This is a genomic window from Chryseobacterium sp. CP-77, from assembly GCF_036362765.1.
In the GTDB taxonomy this organism is placed as follows: Bacteria; Bacteroidota; Bacteroidia; order Flavobacteriales; family Weeksellaceae; genus Chryseobacterium; species Chryseobacterium cupriresistens.
In genome coordinates this window covers 1,666,500-1,683,277 of record NZ_CP143637.1, presented here as the reverse complement: position 1 = coordinate 1,683,277, position 16,778 = coordinate 1,666,500, and the positions used below count along the sequence as shown (strand labels likewise).

The following is a 16,778-nucleotide window of genomic DNA, read 5'->3' as shown; positions in this document are numbered from 1 at the left end:
AGTACAATGAAACTTTATAAACAATTCTATATCATAACAGGATTTTTAATACTAAACAATATGAGTTCCTGTGAAAAACTGATCGAAGTAGAACTGCCTTCCAATCAGATTGCTTCAGATCAGGTATTTGTAGATGTACAGACGGCGGATGCTGCTCTGGCTGGATTATATTCTGGACTGCGCGACAACTCACCGTTTGCAGGAGATCAATCGGGCAGACTATTAGGGCTTTACGCTGATGATTTGGATTTTTATTCCACTACGGCAAACAATGGACTACCGGAGATATCCCAAAACCTTCAGAACGATTCCAATGGCAGTATTTATACAGACTGGTCAACTTCATATAAGCAGATCTATGTGGCCAATGCCATACTGGAAGGCATTGAAAAGTCAAAGTCTATTTCCCAGGCAGACCGCAACCGAATAAAAGGAGAGGCATTAATGGTCAGATCCATGCTTCTGTTATACCTTCAGCAGGTATATGGAGATATTCCTTATCCGACTACTACCGATTATCAGGTTAATCAGTCGATTTCAAAAAGTGATAAGGTACAGGTGCTTATACAGCTGAGTGAAGATCTTAAAGAATCCATCAGCCTGCTTCAGGACAGCTACAGAAATACGGAGAGGATTTTTCCTAACCGTAAAATGGCTGAACTGCTATTGGCGAAAGTCTATCTGCTGGAGGGAAGATGGGTAGAGGCTGAATTACTGTTAAAGGGCATTATTCAAAGTCCGCTGTACCAGTTTCAGAATGATATTACCAAGGTCTTTAACAAATCCGGTTCGCATATTCTCTGGCAGTTGAAACCTAAAAATTCTGGTGACGGCACCAAAGAGTCCGGAATCTATTATTTTAACAACTCAGCACCTTCGATGACCGCTCTCAGTACTGGCCTTGTCAATGCATTTTATCCCACAGATCTCAGAAAACAATACTGGATGGCACCGGTAACATTTAACGGAACAACCTGGTACAGAGCTGAGAAATATAAAAACAGGACAGCCAATACAACGGAGTATTCAATTATTGCCCGGCTGGAAGAAGTATATCTTCTTTTAGCCGAGACTTTGGTACAGCAAAATAAAATAGATGAAGCCCTTTTTTACCTCAATAAAACCAGACAGAGGGCAGCAATAGCACCATTAGCTTTGCCTTTATCAAAAGAAGAAGCACTCAGTGAGATCATACGGGAAAACCGGCGAGAGTTTTTTACAGAAATGGGACATCGTTTCTTCGATTTAAAAAGAGTCGGAAAGCTGGATACATCTATACAGGGAAAGCCTAACTGGAAGTCTTTTCATAAACTATGGCCAATTCCCCAGCAGGATATTTTGTTAAATCCCAATTTAAAACCTCAAAATGAAGGCTATTAGAATCAAAGCGCTGTTATGCATAATGATTATCTGTATATGCAGCCAAAGGCTTTTGGGACAATATAATATTGATTCTATACAACAGAGATATGCTGCATTCTATACTATTGCTCATTTAAAAGTATCAGATGATAACCGATGGGTTTCCTTTTCAAAGATTTACAAGAAAAATACAGATACCACCATTATTGCCACTGCGGACAAACAGCAATCTGTCAAAGCTGTTTTGACTGGAGTTTCCGAAAGCTACTTTTTGAAGGATAATCATTTTTTCTGGCTGGGTAATGGCAAGGCACAACTTATCAATCTTCGAAACGGAGATACGATAGATTTTAAGGAAGTTAGCAAAATAGAAATACTGCCTGCTCCGGGATATTATGCTGTTTGGTACAAGAGCCGTTTTCTGGAAGTATTTGACAGCAATAACAAACTTGTTGCCTCAGTTTCTGATGTGACACAGTTGGCTAGTAATAAACAGGATAAATTATATGTAATAGTTAACCGAAGCAATCTCTCATCGGTTTGGTCTTTGCAATCCAAAGAATTTTATAAAGTCTATACCTCTGAACAGAATATAAAAAAAATCATGCTCTCACCCTCGCAGAAATTTCTGGCAGTTACAGAGCAGGAGAAATCTTCTGATGGATTACAGCTTGTAATAATCGATACCAAATCACTCAAAGTTTCAAGAGTTGGCAATGGTTTTATTAAGTCTGATTATATTGAGGTTCGTGAGATCAAAAACGGACTTGCTTTTTTTCTGGATTTTAAGAGCCGGCCAAAACCTGCTCCTACCGCCCAGCCGGAAGTAAAATATGGTACCGATCCCGATTTATGGCTTTATAGAATGGGAGAGCAGTATCATGAGTATTGGGTGTATGATGTAAAGTCAGAGCAGTCTCAAAAGGTAGATACTGGTTTTGCGTTTGTGGCTGCTATGGATCATGAACGATATTTTCTGAGCTTTGACAGAAAGGAAAGGAATGCCTACGTCAGTTCTGTTTCTTGGTTTGACATTTATTTGTATGACCGCTATAGTAAAACTTCAAAAAAGATACTCTCTCAGATCTCCAACCTTGTAGTTAGCCGACAGGGTAAATATATAGTGGGATTCAGTGAAGAAGAAAAGCGATGGATTCTGTATAATACTTTACTATCCGGAAAAATGACGATTGAAAACCCTCATATTGGGAGGCCAACTTTTAGCGATGACAATCATTATGTTTTTTTTGAGAGCGAGAGTGGAATATACAGGCTTAATGTACGGACGAAAAATCTGGAACAACTGCCCTTAACAGCGAATAAAAAAATTGCTATTCTCAATGTCAAAGAAGATGTGATCTATGGCACGTTAGGCGCAGATTTTAGAATCCGCAGCATTAATGCCAGGAAGCCTATTATCCTTGAGCAGTATGATCAAAACAACAATGAAACATCATATGCTCAATGGTTTCAGAATAAAATAAAAGTACTTCTTCCGTCTACTAAAAATAGGGTAAGTGATTTCAAAATAAATCTCCTGAGCCAGGCGGTTTTCAGTCTGGAAGAGAATTTTAACAGCCCTCAGGCAATTTATCAATATCATAGCGGTCATAAGAAAGAAGTGTATCAAAGCAATAGGCATGATCATGAGATCACTATGGCCAGGCAGGAAACACTTTCATACAAGAATAGTTTGGGAGTACAAATCAAAGGTGTATTGTATTATCCACTTAACTTTGATGCCCGAAAGAAATATCCCCTGATTTTGTCGATCTATGAAGTTCAGAATAAAAGTGCATCGGTATATCCCTATCCTTATTTTTCGGGAATAGGAATTAATATCCGGTCACTCATTGATAATGGCTATTTTGTTTTTCTTCCCGATGTGGTTTTGGATAGCCGGGGACCTGGGTTCGCTGCATTGGATTGTGTGCATTCAGGATTGGATGTCCTAAAAGGATATGCCAATATTGACAGCAATAGAGTAGGACTGATGGGGCATTCCTTTGGCGGGTTCGGCACCAGTTTTATAGCGACCCATTCCCATCGTTTTGCGGCCTATATATCTGGAGCAGCCGTTACCGATCTTGTTAAATTTTATTTTTCCTTCAGTCAGGAAAGAAAGCTTCCCAATTACCCCCGCTTTGAAAATGGGCAGTTTGATATGAAGGTGCCGTTTTCTAAGAATAAAATGCTTTACTATGATAACAGCCCTATTGCCAATGTAGAGAAAGCTAATAAGCCGATCCTTCTGTGGACAGGACTGAAAGATGGAAATGTCCCTTATACTCATACCGAAGAATTGTATACGGGTTTGCTGCGAAATCAAAAAAAGGCGGTGGTACTGTATTATAAAAATCAGGATCATGACCTGGCAAAAAACAGTGTGGAGAGCATAGATCTGCATTTAAGAATCCTGGAATGGTGGGATTACTTTTTGAAAGATAAAAAAGATATTCCCTGGATTGATAAAGAAATGAAAAAGGATGCCCTGTAAGGCATCCTCTTTTTTTACTGTGGAATTTCTCTGAGAACATTATCGCAGAAAGTTTCTGAGACCTGTTCTTTCAGCTGGGTGCCGTCTGATAGTTCACAGATCGGTCCTGTCGGAATGTCACTACAGTTTTTACCTGCTTGCTCACAAGTGAAATTTCCATTACCATCCGGAACCATAACGTATCCCGGTACAATAGCTTTGTTTGTCTGATTTGCCATCTTAGTGGCAAATGCTGTTCCTGTTCCTAGTACCACTAGTAAAGCAGGGAAAAGGATTTTTTTCATAGAATGAAATATTTAGTGCTGCCTACTCTGTTGATCGGTTTTCGGCTTCCCCGATTTAATATATTGAGATAATGCTTTTGTCATTTTATATTGGGTGAGTTCATTATTATGGATGGTGTATAGATATTTTTCGGTTACAATGATATCATTGAGTGTATGATCATCTTTCTTGAAAATATAGATGCTGCCTACATAGCTTTGGGAATCAATGTCGTAGACATCCAATACATCTGATTTTTTCCAGGCTTTTCTCGATTCGTGTCTGCCCATCAGGTTGGATTGAACGAAAAGTAAATTTTTGTACACCACGGATCTGATATTGACCTTTAGTGCTGGTGCTTTCATCTTGTAAGTGCCGTCAGAAAGTTTTGTTGTTTTAATCTGGACAGTTTTTACGGTATCAATAGTTTTTAGAAATTTTTGCACCTGCATACTGCTGTTCATGACAATTGCCTGATTTCTGTAAGTATATGTATATAATAGTTTTTTCGTATGCGATTCGTAGGCCATGCTTCCGTCGACGTCAAACAGACCATCGGTCTGTTTCTTTAAAACAGTTGTTTTTAATTGTAATTTCTCAGGACTGTCAATATCAAGTAATCCCAGAACCAGGTGATTGCTTGGACGTATCTGTGTCCTAATGGCAAAACGGGAAGAGTCAATGACCTTGAGATCATTAAAATAAGCATCTTTGTAACTTATTCTTATAGTAGATTTGGTCCCAAGTTTACCTTTAAATAAGATAGGTACCGACCCGTCATAAATATAGAAATGATTGTCAGATACTATTTGCCTGATATTTTTATAAGGATGATCTGTTTCTATTCGGGCAGAGGTAATCGTTTTTTGGTGCATTGAAGAGTCCATTGTGAGGAGCTGTTGCGGATATTTCTGGTTAGACAGATAAATGTTATGATCATCAAACCCAGCAAAATAATAGAAACTATTCTCCAAACGTACTGATTGATGCTCGATGACAGGGTGCTTGATAAACCGCCTTGTAAAATTATTTTCTTTTTTAATTACATGCTCCGAAGAAAGAAACATACCAATGATTAAAATAATGCTCAGTATGATTGATGTTGATACCGTTATAGTAGTTTTTGATTTCTGGACAGGAATCTTTTTTTCCATTAAGAATAAGGCAATAATTATAAGTAATACACATATTACATTAAAAGCTAAATGTTCAGTCCAGCCCAGTTTTTCGAGAATTCCTCCACAGGAACAGGGAACAAAGTCACTATAGTTGAGAATGATGAAAATATAGGTTGTAAATGCTGACATTAAAAAAAGTGAGAGATATAAGCCTGATCGTCTGCAGATGGGAACCAACAGTAAGATGGAAGCAATCCATTCTATCATAATGACGCCGTAAGAAACAAAACCTGCATAAGCGCTGAGAAGTGGTGATTGTGCTAATTGAATCTGAAATCTTTCAAATTCAAAAAGTTTACTTACACTCGCGTACACCAATAATACAATAAAAAAGTAACTTACAATAGTAGGGAATATGTTGGAAAAATTTTTCATGCTTTGTTGTCATTATGTTTAACAGATTTGAACCAGTCTCCATTTGATTTTCCATCCGCAATATTCAGGCATCGGTTCACCCTTAAAGAGGGTCACAGTTGTTTTGAAATTCCCCATACTTTCCCAGATGCCACTCTTTGGACATGGTAAGCCTGTAACAACTGATATGGAGATATGGGGAATCATATTTTTTGTTTTTAATCCTGAATAAGCCGCCAATTATCACCGTCTCTGACAGGAGGATCTTTTGTTCCAGGATCTTCAATGACTTCTATGGATTTAGCAGAATCCTGTTTCATTACTACGCCATTTATTATGGGCTCTGATCTTTCAATATATTCACTATTTGAAATCATATCTTCATCTCGATGGGTGCAGCTTTGTAGACAAACTGCTGCGATGATTATGCTTAAAAATGGGATAAACTTTTTCATTTTGATAATTTTAATTGGGTTATCCCGGCCGGATTATATTAGAATTCTGATGTCAAAATTATCCGGCTTATGAGCTAAAAAAAACTGTTATATGGCTCTATTTTAAAATTGTTACGTCTCAATTTTAAAATTACTACATGCGGGTATCAGAGTTTAAGTGGCTGTATTTGCATGTTTTACAGGGTTTTTATGTTTCTGTTATTTAATTCATTGAAATTTGATTTATTTAAAACATAAATGTTTATTTTTGAGATGGTGAGGTTCTAAATATCAGTCTATGAAAAAGTTTTATTGCTTTCTCATCTTATTTCCTGTTTTTTCACAATTTTTATTTTCACAAAAGAAGGAGGAAAAAACTTTCAGTGAAATTAGAAAGCATTATGAAAAAATGGCAATAGATGACATTCATGCAATGCCTTATGTAAAACTGTACATTGAGAAAGCAAAAAGCGAAAATAATTTTCCAAAGCTGATTCAAGGGTATAGAGATGCAAGACAGTTTGATTATAAAAACAAGATGAAGTATGCTGACAGCGCACTTACTGTCAGTTTGCGCCATGGAAGCCAAGATGACATCAGTAAAGAATATTTAAGCAAGGGAATCATCTATTATTTTTATCAAAAAAAATTTAAGCTGGCTTTAAATGAATACATTAAAGCATATACGCATTCAAAAGGCTCAAAAGATGAGTACCATAGGTATAAAGTCCTTTACCATTTAGGAATTGTAAAAAGTCATTTGGGCTATTATGATGACGCTATGAAGCATTTTCTTGAATGTACTTCATTTTACAGGTCAAAGCTGAATGAAAACCATCATGAAAATGAACAGTTTAACTATGAGAAGGCGTATCTCAACTGCTTACATCAATTGACTGTCCTCAACAGATATCTGCATCATTTTGCCAAGAGTGATAGTTTAAGCAATTTAGGTTATCGGCTAACTGCCAATAATAATGATTTTGTGCTTGAAAAAAGCTATTTCCTAAAATGCATCGGAATTTCCAGATTTCATCATAAAGATTATGTTGGTGCTCAGGATCACTTGCAAAAATCTTTACCCAATATTCTAAAGAGAAATGATTTCGCCTGGGCTTCTGTAGTATATTATTATCTGGGTAAAACGTATGAAGCACAGGATAATATAAATAGGGCTGTAGGATGTTATAACAAAATAGACTCTATTTTCAATAAACATGATTTTATACTTCCAGAGGTCTATAAGAGTTATCACTATCTTATGGATCATTATAAAGATAAGGACGTCGAAAAGCAACTGTACTATACCAATCAGCTTTTAAAAGCTGACAGTTTAATCAGTAAAGACTTTCCTTATTTATCTTTGAAACTTCATAAAGATTTTGACCGACGTACACTGATGGATGCAAAAGAAGAAATCGAGAGATCCAGTACTAAAAAAATAATATTGGCTCAGATACTGATTGCTTCAGGAAGTGTAGTTCTTGGTTTTTTTGTAGTCCGGTATCGAAGAGATCAAAAGATAAAAAAACAATATCAGCTTCTTCAAAAGAGAATTGCTGAAGGAAAATATAATATGAATGATATTTTAAGAGAAGAAATGATAGAACTGCCTGTAAGAAAGACTTCTCTTACCCCGGAAATGGCCTTAGAAATAAAAGAAAAACTTCAGAAGTTCGAGCAGGAGCAACATTTCAAAAAGAAAGGAATTACGCAGAAAAGTATTGCTTTAAAGCTGGGAACCAATTCCCACTATCTTTCGGTTTACATCAATGAACAAAAAGGGATGAATTTTAATAAATACATGGCTGAACTGAGAATCAATTATATCACTAACCTACTTAATACCAACAGTAAATATTTAAATTATACTATCGAGGCTCTGGCTGATGAATGCGGTATAGCGGCACGCCAGAACTTTTCAAATCTGTTCTTTGATATCAATGGGATCAGACCTACTGATTATATAAAGAATCGGAAAAAGGAGCTGGGTATTAGTTGATTAAGTCGTGCTTTAGGTAATTTTTGTAAATTCCTTAAAAAAGGACATGGTAACAAAAACTATTTTTAAAAGAACTTCGAAGTTATTGGAGGATCTGGACCTAAAGATTAACGAAGTCAATGCTGACGGAAATGATCTGATCAAAATTTCAGAAAAGGCATTACTTATTATTGATGAGTCGATTAGGAAATTAAAACTTCTGGTTTCCAACCATCATTTTGATCATATTGCTGAAGAAGTATTGTTTTTTAAAAAACTTAAACCACAGTTTATCTCAAAATTTATTTATTATTCTGCAGTACTGGATATTGAATCTCATAAACCGGTTGCCGGAAATAAGACCTTAAAAAAATATTATGAAGCAGAACAGGAAAAATTGAAAGACTTTTATTTAGAGCATTCTGAATTTTACAGTTACTATAAACGGGAAGCAACCTATCTTGATCATAAAATATTTGTTCGTAATTCCTACGACCTAAAAATGAAACTATCATCCGGTTTTTATAATTATGATACGAGTTTTACAACTTCCCACGATCATATGATCGCCAGATTTATTTCCAATGAGCAATTCGATCAGTATTTAAAGAAGCAAATCGGAAATTCGAATGATACCTTTACCACAAAAGTATTTTCTCCTTTGAGCTGGTCGGGATCAAAGGTCGGACTTATAGAGCTTATCTATGCGCTCTACCAGATGCGTTGTTTTAACGGTGGTAATATAGAGTTAAGCGAAGTGATAAAATTTACAGAAAAATCATTGGATTGCGATTTAGGTAACTTTCATAAAACCATTTTTGAAATCCGTAACCGAAAACAGGGGCCAACCAAATTCCTTCAATTGGTGAGTGATAATTTGAATCAATATTTTTTAACCAGTGATGCTGAGTAACATAAAAAAAAATAGAAACCTCAAATCGTATGGTATTTGAGGTTTCATTCTTTAATCCGATTTCAATAAATGCTGCAAACCAGGATCGGTTTTTATCCGATCCATTTCATCTGTGATGATATTGAGAATATCTGACTTAATTTCTCTGTAATTATCCTGAATCTGCCTGGTCATAGAATCATTGCCGTCCTCATCAATAAAGGACCGAATCGGTGGTATCTGCTGAAAGCTTTTCATTTCTTCAGAAAGCTTAACACTGTCTACAATAATCTCGGAATGAAAAATCTTCTGCTGAATCCTTTCATTAAAGTTATCAGATACAGCACCGACAAAAAATCCCTGGGTCAGGGTAGAGATCTTCGAAGCAGGAATCAAACTGTCCAATTGAGTAGAAATAGAGGTGGACGTATCATTCCTATTGATAGATATACTCTGTCTTTTTTGCAGTATTTTTCCAAAACGTTCAGATAAGGTTTTGGCTGTTTCCCCAACCACCTGACCGCTGAAAATATTGCCGACCGTATTCTGAATGACTTTACTTTCCTTATCTCCATAGTCTCTTGTCAATTGAGAAAAATCCTGGAATCCGAGACATACGGAAACTCTATTACTTCTTGCGGTAGCAATTAAATTATCCAGTCCTCTAAAATAAATGGTAGGCAACTCATCAATAATCACTGAACTCTTCAATTGCCCTTTTTTATTAATTAACTTAACAATTCTTGAATTGTATAGCCCAAGAGCAGCAGAATAAATGTTCTGACGATCAGGATTATTTCCGACACAAAGAATTTTAGGCTCATTGGGGTTATTGATGTCCAAAGAAAAATCGTCTCCGGTCATTACCCAGTATAATTGCGGTGAGATCATTCTTGACAAAGGAATCTTTGCGGAAGCGATTTGTCCTTGCAATTGATCCTGGGCACCCCCTTGCCATGCATCCATAAAAGGAGATAGGTAGTTCTCTAACTCAGAATAAGAGGTTAATATCGTAAATACCTCTTCATATTTTTTGTTAAGCAGTTCAATAGCATGTGGAAAAGTGCAGTATTTGCCGTTCTTATACATCTTAAGAAACCATATGATGGCAGCTAGCAGTATGATAGGGCTCTCAACAAAGAAATCGCCCTGTTTTTGTATCCAGCTTCTGTTAAGGTTTAACATAATGGTGTAGGCAGCTTCGTATGCATCCGATATATCTGTCATAAAATCGGGATTTAGGGGATTGCATCGATGACTTTTTCTTGGGTCGTCAAAGTTGATGATGTAGAATTTCGGCTTCACGGTATAAGCATCAGAATGATTGAGAAGATGGTTGTAAGCAATAGTAGACAAATCATCGAATTTAAAATCATAGATATATATGGAAAATCCTTTTTCAATATGTTGCCTTATATAGTTGTTGACAACAGCATAGGATTTTCCTGAGCCTGGAGTTCCTAAGACAATTGTGGCACGAAAAGGATTCACCACATTAATCCATCCCTGATGCCACTTCCCATGATAATAGAATTGTGTAGGAAGGTTAACGGAGTATTCATTATAGAGTAATCGGGTTTCCTGCTGAAAGCTTTCATTCTCATTGTTAAAAACATCGGTCATTAAGTTTGTTTTGAGTAAACGGCCTATCCAGATTCCTGCCTGCATCAGGAAGATGTAACCGGAACCGGTAGATAGAATATAAAGTACAGGAGTAAAGCTGCTGGCAAATTGTAAAAGGATTGCGTTTAGAAAGAATAAGACAAAACCAATAGAAAAAACAATACTAATTTTTTTCCAAGTGATTTTCTCATTTTTTACACCTTTTGTACCCAGACAACTTAAAGTCAGTAAAACTATTGCGAACAGCTTAGAATAAATAGGCTGAGAAAAAAGGCTTGCGGTCTTATTAAAATTATAAAGAACCTTATTGATAAGTTCCAGTGTCCATTGCTGCTGTGCAAAAAATCCATAACAAAACCAGTACAGATGCATTAGTACCATCATAATACTGACCGCTCGCATAAATGCCATGATTTTGGCAAGTCCTCTTAAATCGTCTTCACCCTGCATATCAATTTTAGAAGCATAAATAACTGATTATGCATTCTCAAAAATGAATATGGCGTTTCTAGCATCAATTGGCTGACTATGGCTCTGGGAGTATAATTATATAGATAGTTTATCAAAAGAATATTATTTTTTTCTTCTTTTTCTTGGTCTCTTTTTCATTTGTGATTCAAAAATTTGTTCCTCCTGATCCTCATGAGGACCTGAAGACAATAAACCGCTAAAAAATCCGTCAAATAGTGCGTAGCTGTTATTGCTAAAGAAATGTTCTGAAGATTTTTCAAGCGATATATCATTATTAGAACTATAATATGAACTGGTTTCAGGCTTTGTTTCTACCTCATTCCATAGTTTTTGGAATGCGTTAGCTGAAAGCTCTCTACTTAGCTGTGAACCATTCCAAACAGATCTGGAGTTATGGTCTATGAATGTAATTCCGTAGATTCTTTCATCATCATTCTTTCGTATGACCGTAGCGATCCCCTGTTCAAGCAGTTGCTTTTTAAACGCAGTTTCAGTTCTGCTGGTACTCATTGCTGTTTCAATAGTTGTTTTAAGAATGAATTTTGAAGGATCATTTTTCATTTTCACTTTTGACTTCTCAATAAGCACCTGAATATTTTCTACTCCTGCATGCCTACCAAAAAGGGATGATTTAAAAGGGCTGCTTACTTTTTTCCCATTTTTATCTGTAGCAAAATAGACCATTCCTTTTCTCATTTTACCATGAAGCTCTCCGCTGATTTCTTCAACGGAGATATTGAATTGAGAGAGTAAAGCATTATAAGCACCTATGCTTGGAAAGTTGTAGGTTTGAGCTATATGTCGTAGTATCGAGGATAATTGTGTTTTGATATTTCCTTTAGTATAATCTACAGGTTTAAAAATAGAGTTTTGATTTAAATTTCTATTCTCACCAGCAACTTTCAGGTTGTATTTTTTTTCCAATTTCCTGCAGGCTTCCATTGATCGCGGGTGATCATATCGATCTGATATTTTCTTCCCATCGATCTGGACACAGGTGGTCACAATATGAATGTGAGTCCTGTCAATATCCGTATGTTTAAAAACGACATAGGGTTGGTTGCCATAACCCATTTCCTGCATATATTGCTGAGCCATTTCCCGATAATCTTCGTCATTAACCTTATCTTCAGGATCAGGATTAAGTGAGAAATGTCTTACCGGTTTTTCAGTTTTGTTATTGGCAATCAAGTAGGGTTCAAAGTACTGATGAAAAAATTTAACTGAATAAGGTCGATCCCACAAATCAGGAATCTTATTAGTAAATAAAACCGTTCCTTTTTCGTTGTCCACCTTCTGTTGATTGTAGGTAAGAGCACCCCATAGGTTTTCACCTTTTCCAATTTTAGCGATCATTTTTCGGAAATTTTTTGAATATGGTTTTGTTCAAATTCTTTGGTGAGTTCTATAACCTGCTTACAAATTAAAGCTAGTTCTCTGGTATGATTTTCCAGTTTAAAGAGATAGAAAGAAGCTTTTTTCTCAGTAAAGTTTTGGTATAAAATTTTTACTATCTGATTATAATTGTTTCCAATCGACTGGAATTGGTAGAAGAATTTAGAGAGTTGACTATGATAATCTATTGTTGAAATATCCACTTTTACAATTTTTAATTCTTTCTGAAACAAAATTGTTGTAATAAATTTCGCTTTGCTGTTCATTCCTGAGTCCTCATATAAATTTAAAAACTTTATATTTTCCTCATCCGTAAGTCTAAATACATACCTGTTTTTACTTGGATTCATCTTGGGCTTACGCCCGCCTTTGCTTTTTTTATTTGCATCCATAGCATTTAATTTAATATTAGTAAAATCACGACTTTGGAGTGGTTTTTAAAGCCCCAGCCAGGGCAAGTTGTTTTGAGGCACGAAAAAAGTTATGAGGCACTCAAAACATAACTTGCTCCTTTCGGGTGAAAGGAAATTCCAGTAATAAAGGCGATGTTATACTGATCGCGTTCATAAAGTTCAATTTCCCAGGACCTCCTTAGTCTTCTGAAACAAAGTAAACCACAATCATTTGTAGGGACAACATTAGAAAGAAAGTCAAATACAGTCACTTAAAGCCAAAAACGACCATTAGAAATGTTTTAAAAAAGAAATACTATTTATTTGTATCAGATTGAGGGCGGGATTTCCTGACTGCAGATCTGATAGAAATCCTGAATAGTGGAAATCCAGCATGCCAGCCTTCCGGAATTCCAGCCGTCAAGATAGTCTCTGTGAAAGATAGTCTTCCGGAAAGCAATTTTTCAGTATTGCAGGATGAATGGCATTCAATGAGAACTGATTGAAATCAATAAAGCTTTCAGTAATTCCGGCCGATAGTACTGAAAGGAGTACGGGGAACCTGATATATGTATTGCCCAGGGGCTGTCGATCAGTCTTTCTTCACAATTATGTATAACCAAAATTAAGCAAAATGAAAACAAAAAAACAACCTAACATTATTGCATTTTCCACTCAAAAAGGGGGAGTGGGAAAAAGCACATTTACAACACTTATCGCAAGTATTCTTCATTATCGGATGGGTTATCAGGTTGCTGTCTTTGATTGTGACTTTCCGCAATACAGTTTACTCCAGATGAGACAGCGGGATTTAAAAACGGTGATGCAGAATGAGATTTTAAAAAAGATGGCTCACAAACAATTTACGAGTATTAATAAAAAAGCGTATCCCATTTTTCAGAGTAAAGCCGACCAAGTTTTAGAGGATATAGATGCTTATGTTAATGGATCTGAAACAATTCCTGATATTATATTTTTAGATCTACCGGGAACTGTGAATACCGCCGGTATTTTAAAAACTTTGACAAAAGTCCATTATATTTTTTCTCCTATTACTGCGGATCGTGTTGTGCTTGAAAGTACGTTAAGTTTCACCGATGTTCTAACCAATGTGTTGATGAAAGAAACTCAAACTGGAATCCGGGCTGTAAATCTTTTCTGGAATCAGGTGGATGGAAGAGAACGGACGTTGCTCTACAAGAACTACAGTAAAGTGATTTCAGATTTAGGATTGCCACTTATGGAAACAAGCATTACAGACAGTAAAAGATTTAGAAAGGAAGGGGAGGCTATTACAAAGACTGTTTTCCGATCGACTTTACTGCCTGCAGATCCTAAATTGTTAGCTCAATGCAGGCTGGATCAATTTGTAGAAGAATTTTTAAGAATTGTAAAACTGTAAAAGTATGGAACAGGATAATAACAATAAAGAGAGCGGTATCGATGAACAATATCTGATGTCCATTATGGCAGGAAGTCCGAAGAAAGAAGTTGCTGTACAAAATGCAGATCCCCAAAAGGAGAAAGCTGTAACGAAAAATAAGTTGAAGACTAAGAAATTTTCAGATATAAGCTATATGGAGCAGTTTCTTACTCATCATACAATGACTAAGCGAGGTGATAAAAGTATCTATATCCGTCCTGAATATCACGAACGCCTCTCACGCATTATTCAAATCATCGCAGATGATCAGATTTCTCTGTATGCTTATCTGGATAATATACTGGCGTATCATTTCGAAATGTTTGAAAAGGAAATTACTGATGATTTCAATAAAAAATACCGTCCCATCTTTTAATCTATCATCTTATGGAACAAATGATCATCATCGGCTTATTAGTCATTCTTGTTTTAGTTCTTGTAGACAAAAAAAATTCAATCAATATCCGTGGAAAAGATAATGTTACTAAAACTAAGAATTTACCATCTATTATGGGTGATACAAAACAAAGAGAAAGACAAGCATCGCCAATCGAATCCAATGCGAGACAAGATGAATCTAATTTAACAGCACAGGATAATTTTGAATCAGAAACCGAAGACGAATATGACAATGTTGCCTGGGCTAAAAATCTCGATGATATTTTAGTCAGAAACGATGAGTTGGAGCAGGAGAATGAAGATTGGAAATATGAGGACTCTAATATCGAAAGCGGGTTTGCTACAGGGGTTACCTTTCAGGAATTGAGTACTGCGGGTCAGCTGTTACAGCGGAAAATGCTGGAACCTGATTTAGAGCAGCAAGCAGTTGCTATAATTCAAAAAATTCAGGGAACCGAGCTTTTTGATCTTTTGGAGAATTCGTTGGGGGAGGCTTCGAAGCGTGTTTCAAATTTGTTAAGTCAGAGCATTTCGAATGATGTTGAAGGCATATCTTCCAGTTACAAAGATGGTGTTGAAGGTTTCGATATTGGGGAGTTTGTTTAGGCAAATTCCCCTTTTGCTATTAATAAATTTCAACTAAGATCTGCTATCAAACAATTCATGCAGTTTTTTCTGCAGAACCTTTTTGTCTGGAAGCTGCGTTTTGTATTCAGAGACCATTGTCGGAGAAAGGCTTCTACTCAGAGCATATTCTACTACTTCGCTGTCTTTGTCTTTACAAAGCAGTACGCCGATGCTTGGATTTTCGTTCTGACGTTTAACATCCCTGTCCAGCGCTTCCAGATAAAAGTTAAGCTGACCCAGATGTTCGGGTTTGAATTTATCTGCTTTCAGTTCGAAAGCGACAAGGCATTGCAGCCCTCTGTGGAAGAATAAAAGATCGATATAAAAATCAGAATTGCCGACCTGTACTTTATATTCTTCGCTGATAAAAAGAAAATCACGTCCTAACTCCAGGATAAAATTTTTCATCTGCTCAATTAGACCTTTTTGGAGATCATTTTCATTGAATGTTTCAGGAAGATTTAAAAAGTCAAATACGTAGCTGTCTTTAAATGTATTGACTATATCAGCGTTAGTTTCTTTCAACACTGTTGAGAGTTTTGAATTTCCGATCATCGTTCTTTCAAAAAGGCTGCTTGATATCTGTCTCTCCAATTCCCGGAAGCTATAATTTTCCTGTTTGGTCAACTTGATATAAAATTCCCTTTCCTCGATTGATTTACATCTGGAGAATATGGACAGATTATGAGACCAGCTGATTTCTCTCAACAGTGTTGAGATTTTTGGAAATTCCTTGTAAGACTCATAAAACTGCTTCATTCTCCAAAGATTCTTATCCGAAAAACCTTTTAGTTCAGGTTCATGAGTCTGGATAAACTGAGAAAGTTCTTTAACCACAGATTGTCCCCATTCACTCAGCTCTACCTTTTTGCTGATATACTCACCAATATTCCAGTATAGATCGATGAGTTCCTCATTGACTTTTCTTATCGCATTGTTACGAGACTGTTTGATGAGCTCAATAATATCTGTGAACCTTTTATCCATGATTTCTCTTTTTTGAAATTACTTACAAATTTACAATTAATTATACAGGAATTCTGACTGGCGCACGGTTCTTTAACAGCCAAAAGATTCCATCCAATGCCATTCCTGTTACTGAGTACCTAGACTCGGACATCTTTGTCATCAAGCCCGTAAAGTGCGGGTTTCATAATCAAAAAATCTGTTCATTATGAAAAAACAAAGAAAAAAATTGCTGTATGCTGTTTTAACATTCGTAACAATTAATTTGGTATTCGGCCAAGGCAATGGTTCAGCTGGAATCAATGAGGCCACACAGATGGTCACTTCTTATTTTGAACCCGCTACGCAATTAATTTACGCCATCGGTGCAGTCGTCGGACTCATCGGAGGCGTAAAAGTCTATAACAAGTTCAGCAGCGGAGATCCTGATACCAGTAAAACTGCTGCCAGCTGGTTCGGTGCGTGTATTTTCTTAATTGTTGCAGCGACAATTCTTCGCTCATTCTTCCTTTAAATGACG

At 36.3% G+C, this 16,778-nt stretch carries 16 protein-coding genes; 8 read left to right on the top strand and 8 right to left on the bottom strand.

Annotated features, from left to right (window positions below; genetic code table 11):
* The first annotated feature begins 6 nt into the window (after positions 1-6).
* A complete protein-coding gene (locus tag V0410_RS07595; protein ID WP_330746970.1) occupies positions 7-1,380 on the top strand; it encodes a RagB/SusD family nutrient uptake outer membrane protein in 1,374 nt (457 codons plus the stop codon).
* Positions 1,367-3,859, top strand: a complete 2,493-nt coding sequence (locus V0410_RS07590; RefSeq protein WP_330746969.1) for an alpha/beta hydrolase family protein — start codon at positions 1,367-1,369, stop codon at positions 3,857-3,859. Before V0410_RS07595 ends, V0410_RS07590 begins: the two co-directional genes overlap by 14 nt.
* A 14-nt stretch (positions 3,860-3,873) precedes the next feature.
* Here the strand turns inward: V0410_RS07590 and V0410_RS07585 are convergent, their stop codons facing one another.
* The 4 genes from V0410_RS07585 to V0410_RS07570 are packed head-to-tail and all read right to left on the bottom strand — an operon-like array spanning position 3,874 to position 6,110.
* The gene (locus tag V0410_RS07585; protein ID WP_076597476.1) at positions 3,874-4,143 is read right to left on the bottom strand and encodes a DUF6520 family protein; all 270 of its coding nucleotides are present in this window, start codon (positions 4,141-4,143) and stop codon (positions 3,874-3,876) included.
* A 12-nt stretch (positions 4,144-4,155) separates the two neighbouring features.
* Positions 4,156-5,676: a MauE/DoxX family redox-associated membrane protein gene (locus tag V0410_RS07580; protein WP_330746968.1), complete on the bottom strand. Its 1,521-nt coding sequence runs from the start codon at positions 5,674-5,676 to the stop codon at positions 4,156-4,158.
* An 18-nt stretch (positions 5,677-5,694) separates the two neighbouring features.
* Complete coding sequence (locus V0410_RS07575) at positions 5,695-5,862, bottom strand: hypothetical protein (RefSeq protein ID WP_172625630.1); 168 nt, start codon at positions 5,860-5,862, stop codon at positions 5,695-5,697.
* Positions 5,863-5,873: 11 nt separating this feature from the next.
* Positions 5,874-6,110, bottom strand: coding sequence for a hypothetical protein (locus V0410_RS07570; RefSeq protein WP_330746966.1), 237 nt, complete (start codon positions 6,108-6,110; stop codon positions 5,874-5,876).
* A 277-nt stretch (positions 6,111-6,387) separates the two neighbouring features.
* On the opposite strand from V0410_RS07570, the gene V0410_RS07565 reads away from it, so the two are divergent.
* Both V0410_RS07565 and V0410_RS07560 read left to right on the top strand, forming a co-directional pair.
* Entirely contained in the window at positions 6,388-8,091 is a 1,704-nt protein-coding gene (locus V0410_RS07565) for a helix-turn-helix domain-containing protein (RefSeq protein WP_330746965.1), read from the top strand.
* 46 nt (positions 8,092-8,137) lie between these two features.
* On the top strand, positions 8,138-8,983 hold the full coding sequence (locus tag V0410_RS07560; protein WP_330746964.1) for an RteC domain-containing protein: 846 nt from the start codon (positions 8,138-8,140) through the stop codon (positions 8,981-8,983).
* A gap of 51 nt (positions 8,984-9,034) precedes the next feature.
* Here the strand turns inward: V0410_RS07560 and mobC are convergent, their stop codons facing one another.
* From mobC to mobA, 3 genes are all read right to left on the bottom strand, one after another.
* Entirely contained in the window at positions 9,035-11,035 is a 2,001-nt protein-coding gene (mobC, locus tag V0410_RS07555) for a conjugal transfer protein MobC (RefSeq protein ID WP_330746963.1), read from the bottom strand.
* Positions 11,036-11,158: 123 nt separating this feature from the next.
* Positions 11,159-12,412: a conjugal transfer protein MobB gene (gene mobB, locus V0410_RS07550; RefSeq protein ID WP_330746962.1), complete on the bottom strand. Its 1,254-nt coding sequence runs from the start codon at positions 12,410-12,412 to the stop codon at positions 11,159-11,161.
* Positions 12,409-12,843, bottom strand: coding sequence for a conjugal transfer protein MobA (gene mobA / locus V0410_RS07545; RefSeq protein WP_330746961.1), 435 nt, complete (start codon positions 12,841-12,843; stop codon positions 12,409-12,411). The genes mobB and mobA overlap by 4 nt, the downstream gene beginning before the upstream one ends.
* A gap of 634 nt (positions 12,844-13,477) precedes the next feature.
* Between mobA and V0410_RS07540 the strand changes: the two genes are divergently transcribed.
* From V0410_RS07540 to V0410_RS07530, 3 genes are read left to right on the top strand one after another with little or no spacing between them, the layout of a single operon-like run.
* Entirely contained in the window at positions 13,478-14,245 is a 768-nt protein-coding gene (locus V0410_RS07540; protein WP_330746960.1) for a ParA family protein, read from the top strand.
* A 4-nt stretch (positions 14,246-14,249) separates the two neighbouring features.
* Positions 14,250-14,642 carry a DUF3408 domain-containing protein gene (locus tag V0410_RS07535; protein WP_330746959.1) on the top strand — a complete coding sequence of 131 codons (393 nt, stop codon included), beginning with the start codon at positions 14,250-14,252 and terminating at the stop codon, positions 14,640-14,642.
* An 11-nt stretch (positions 14,643-14,653) separates the two neighbouring features.
* Entirely contained in the window at positions 14,654-15,271 is a 618-nt protein-coding gene (locus V0410_RS07530) for a hypothetical protein (RefSeq protein ID WP_330746958.1), read from the top strand.
* Positions 15,272-15,304: 33 nt separating this feature from the next.
* Here the strand turns inward: V0410_RS07530 and V0410_RS07525 are convergent, their stop codons facing one another.
* Positions 15,305-16,279 (bottom strand): PDDEXK nuclease domain-containing protein, encoded by a 975-nt coding sequence (locus V0410_RS07525; RefSeq protein ID WP_330746957.1) that lies wholly within the window; start codon positions 16,277-16,279, stop codon positions 15,305-15,307.
* Between the two features lie 187 nt (positions 16,280-16,466).
* On the opposite strand from V0410_RS07525, the gene V0410_RS07520 reads away from it, so the two are divergent.
* A complete protein-coding gene (locus tag V0410_RS07520) occupies positions 16,467-16,772 on the top strand; it encodes a DUF4134 domain-containing protein (protein ID WP_330746956.1) in 306 nt (101 codons plus the stop codon).
* The last annotated feature ends 6 nt before the right edge of the window (positions 16,773-16,778 follow it).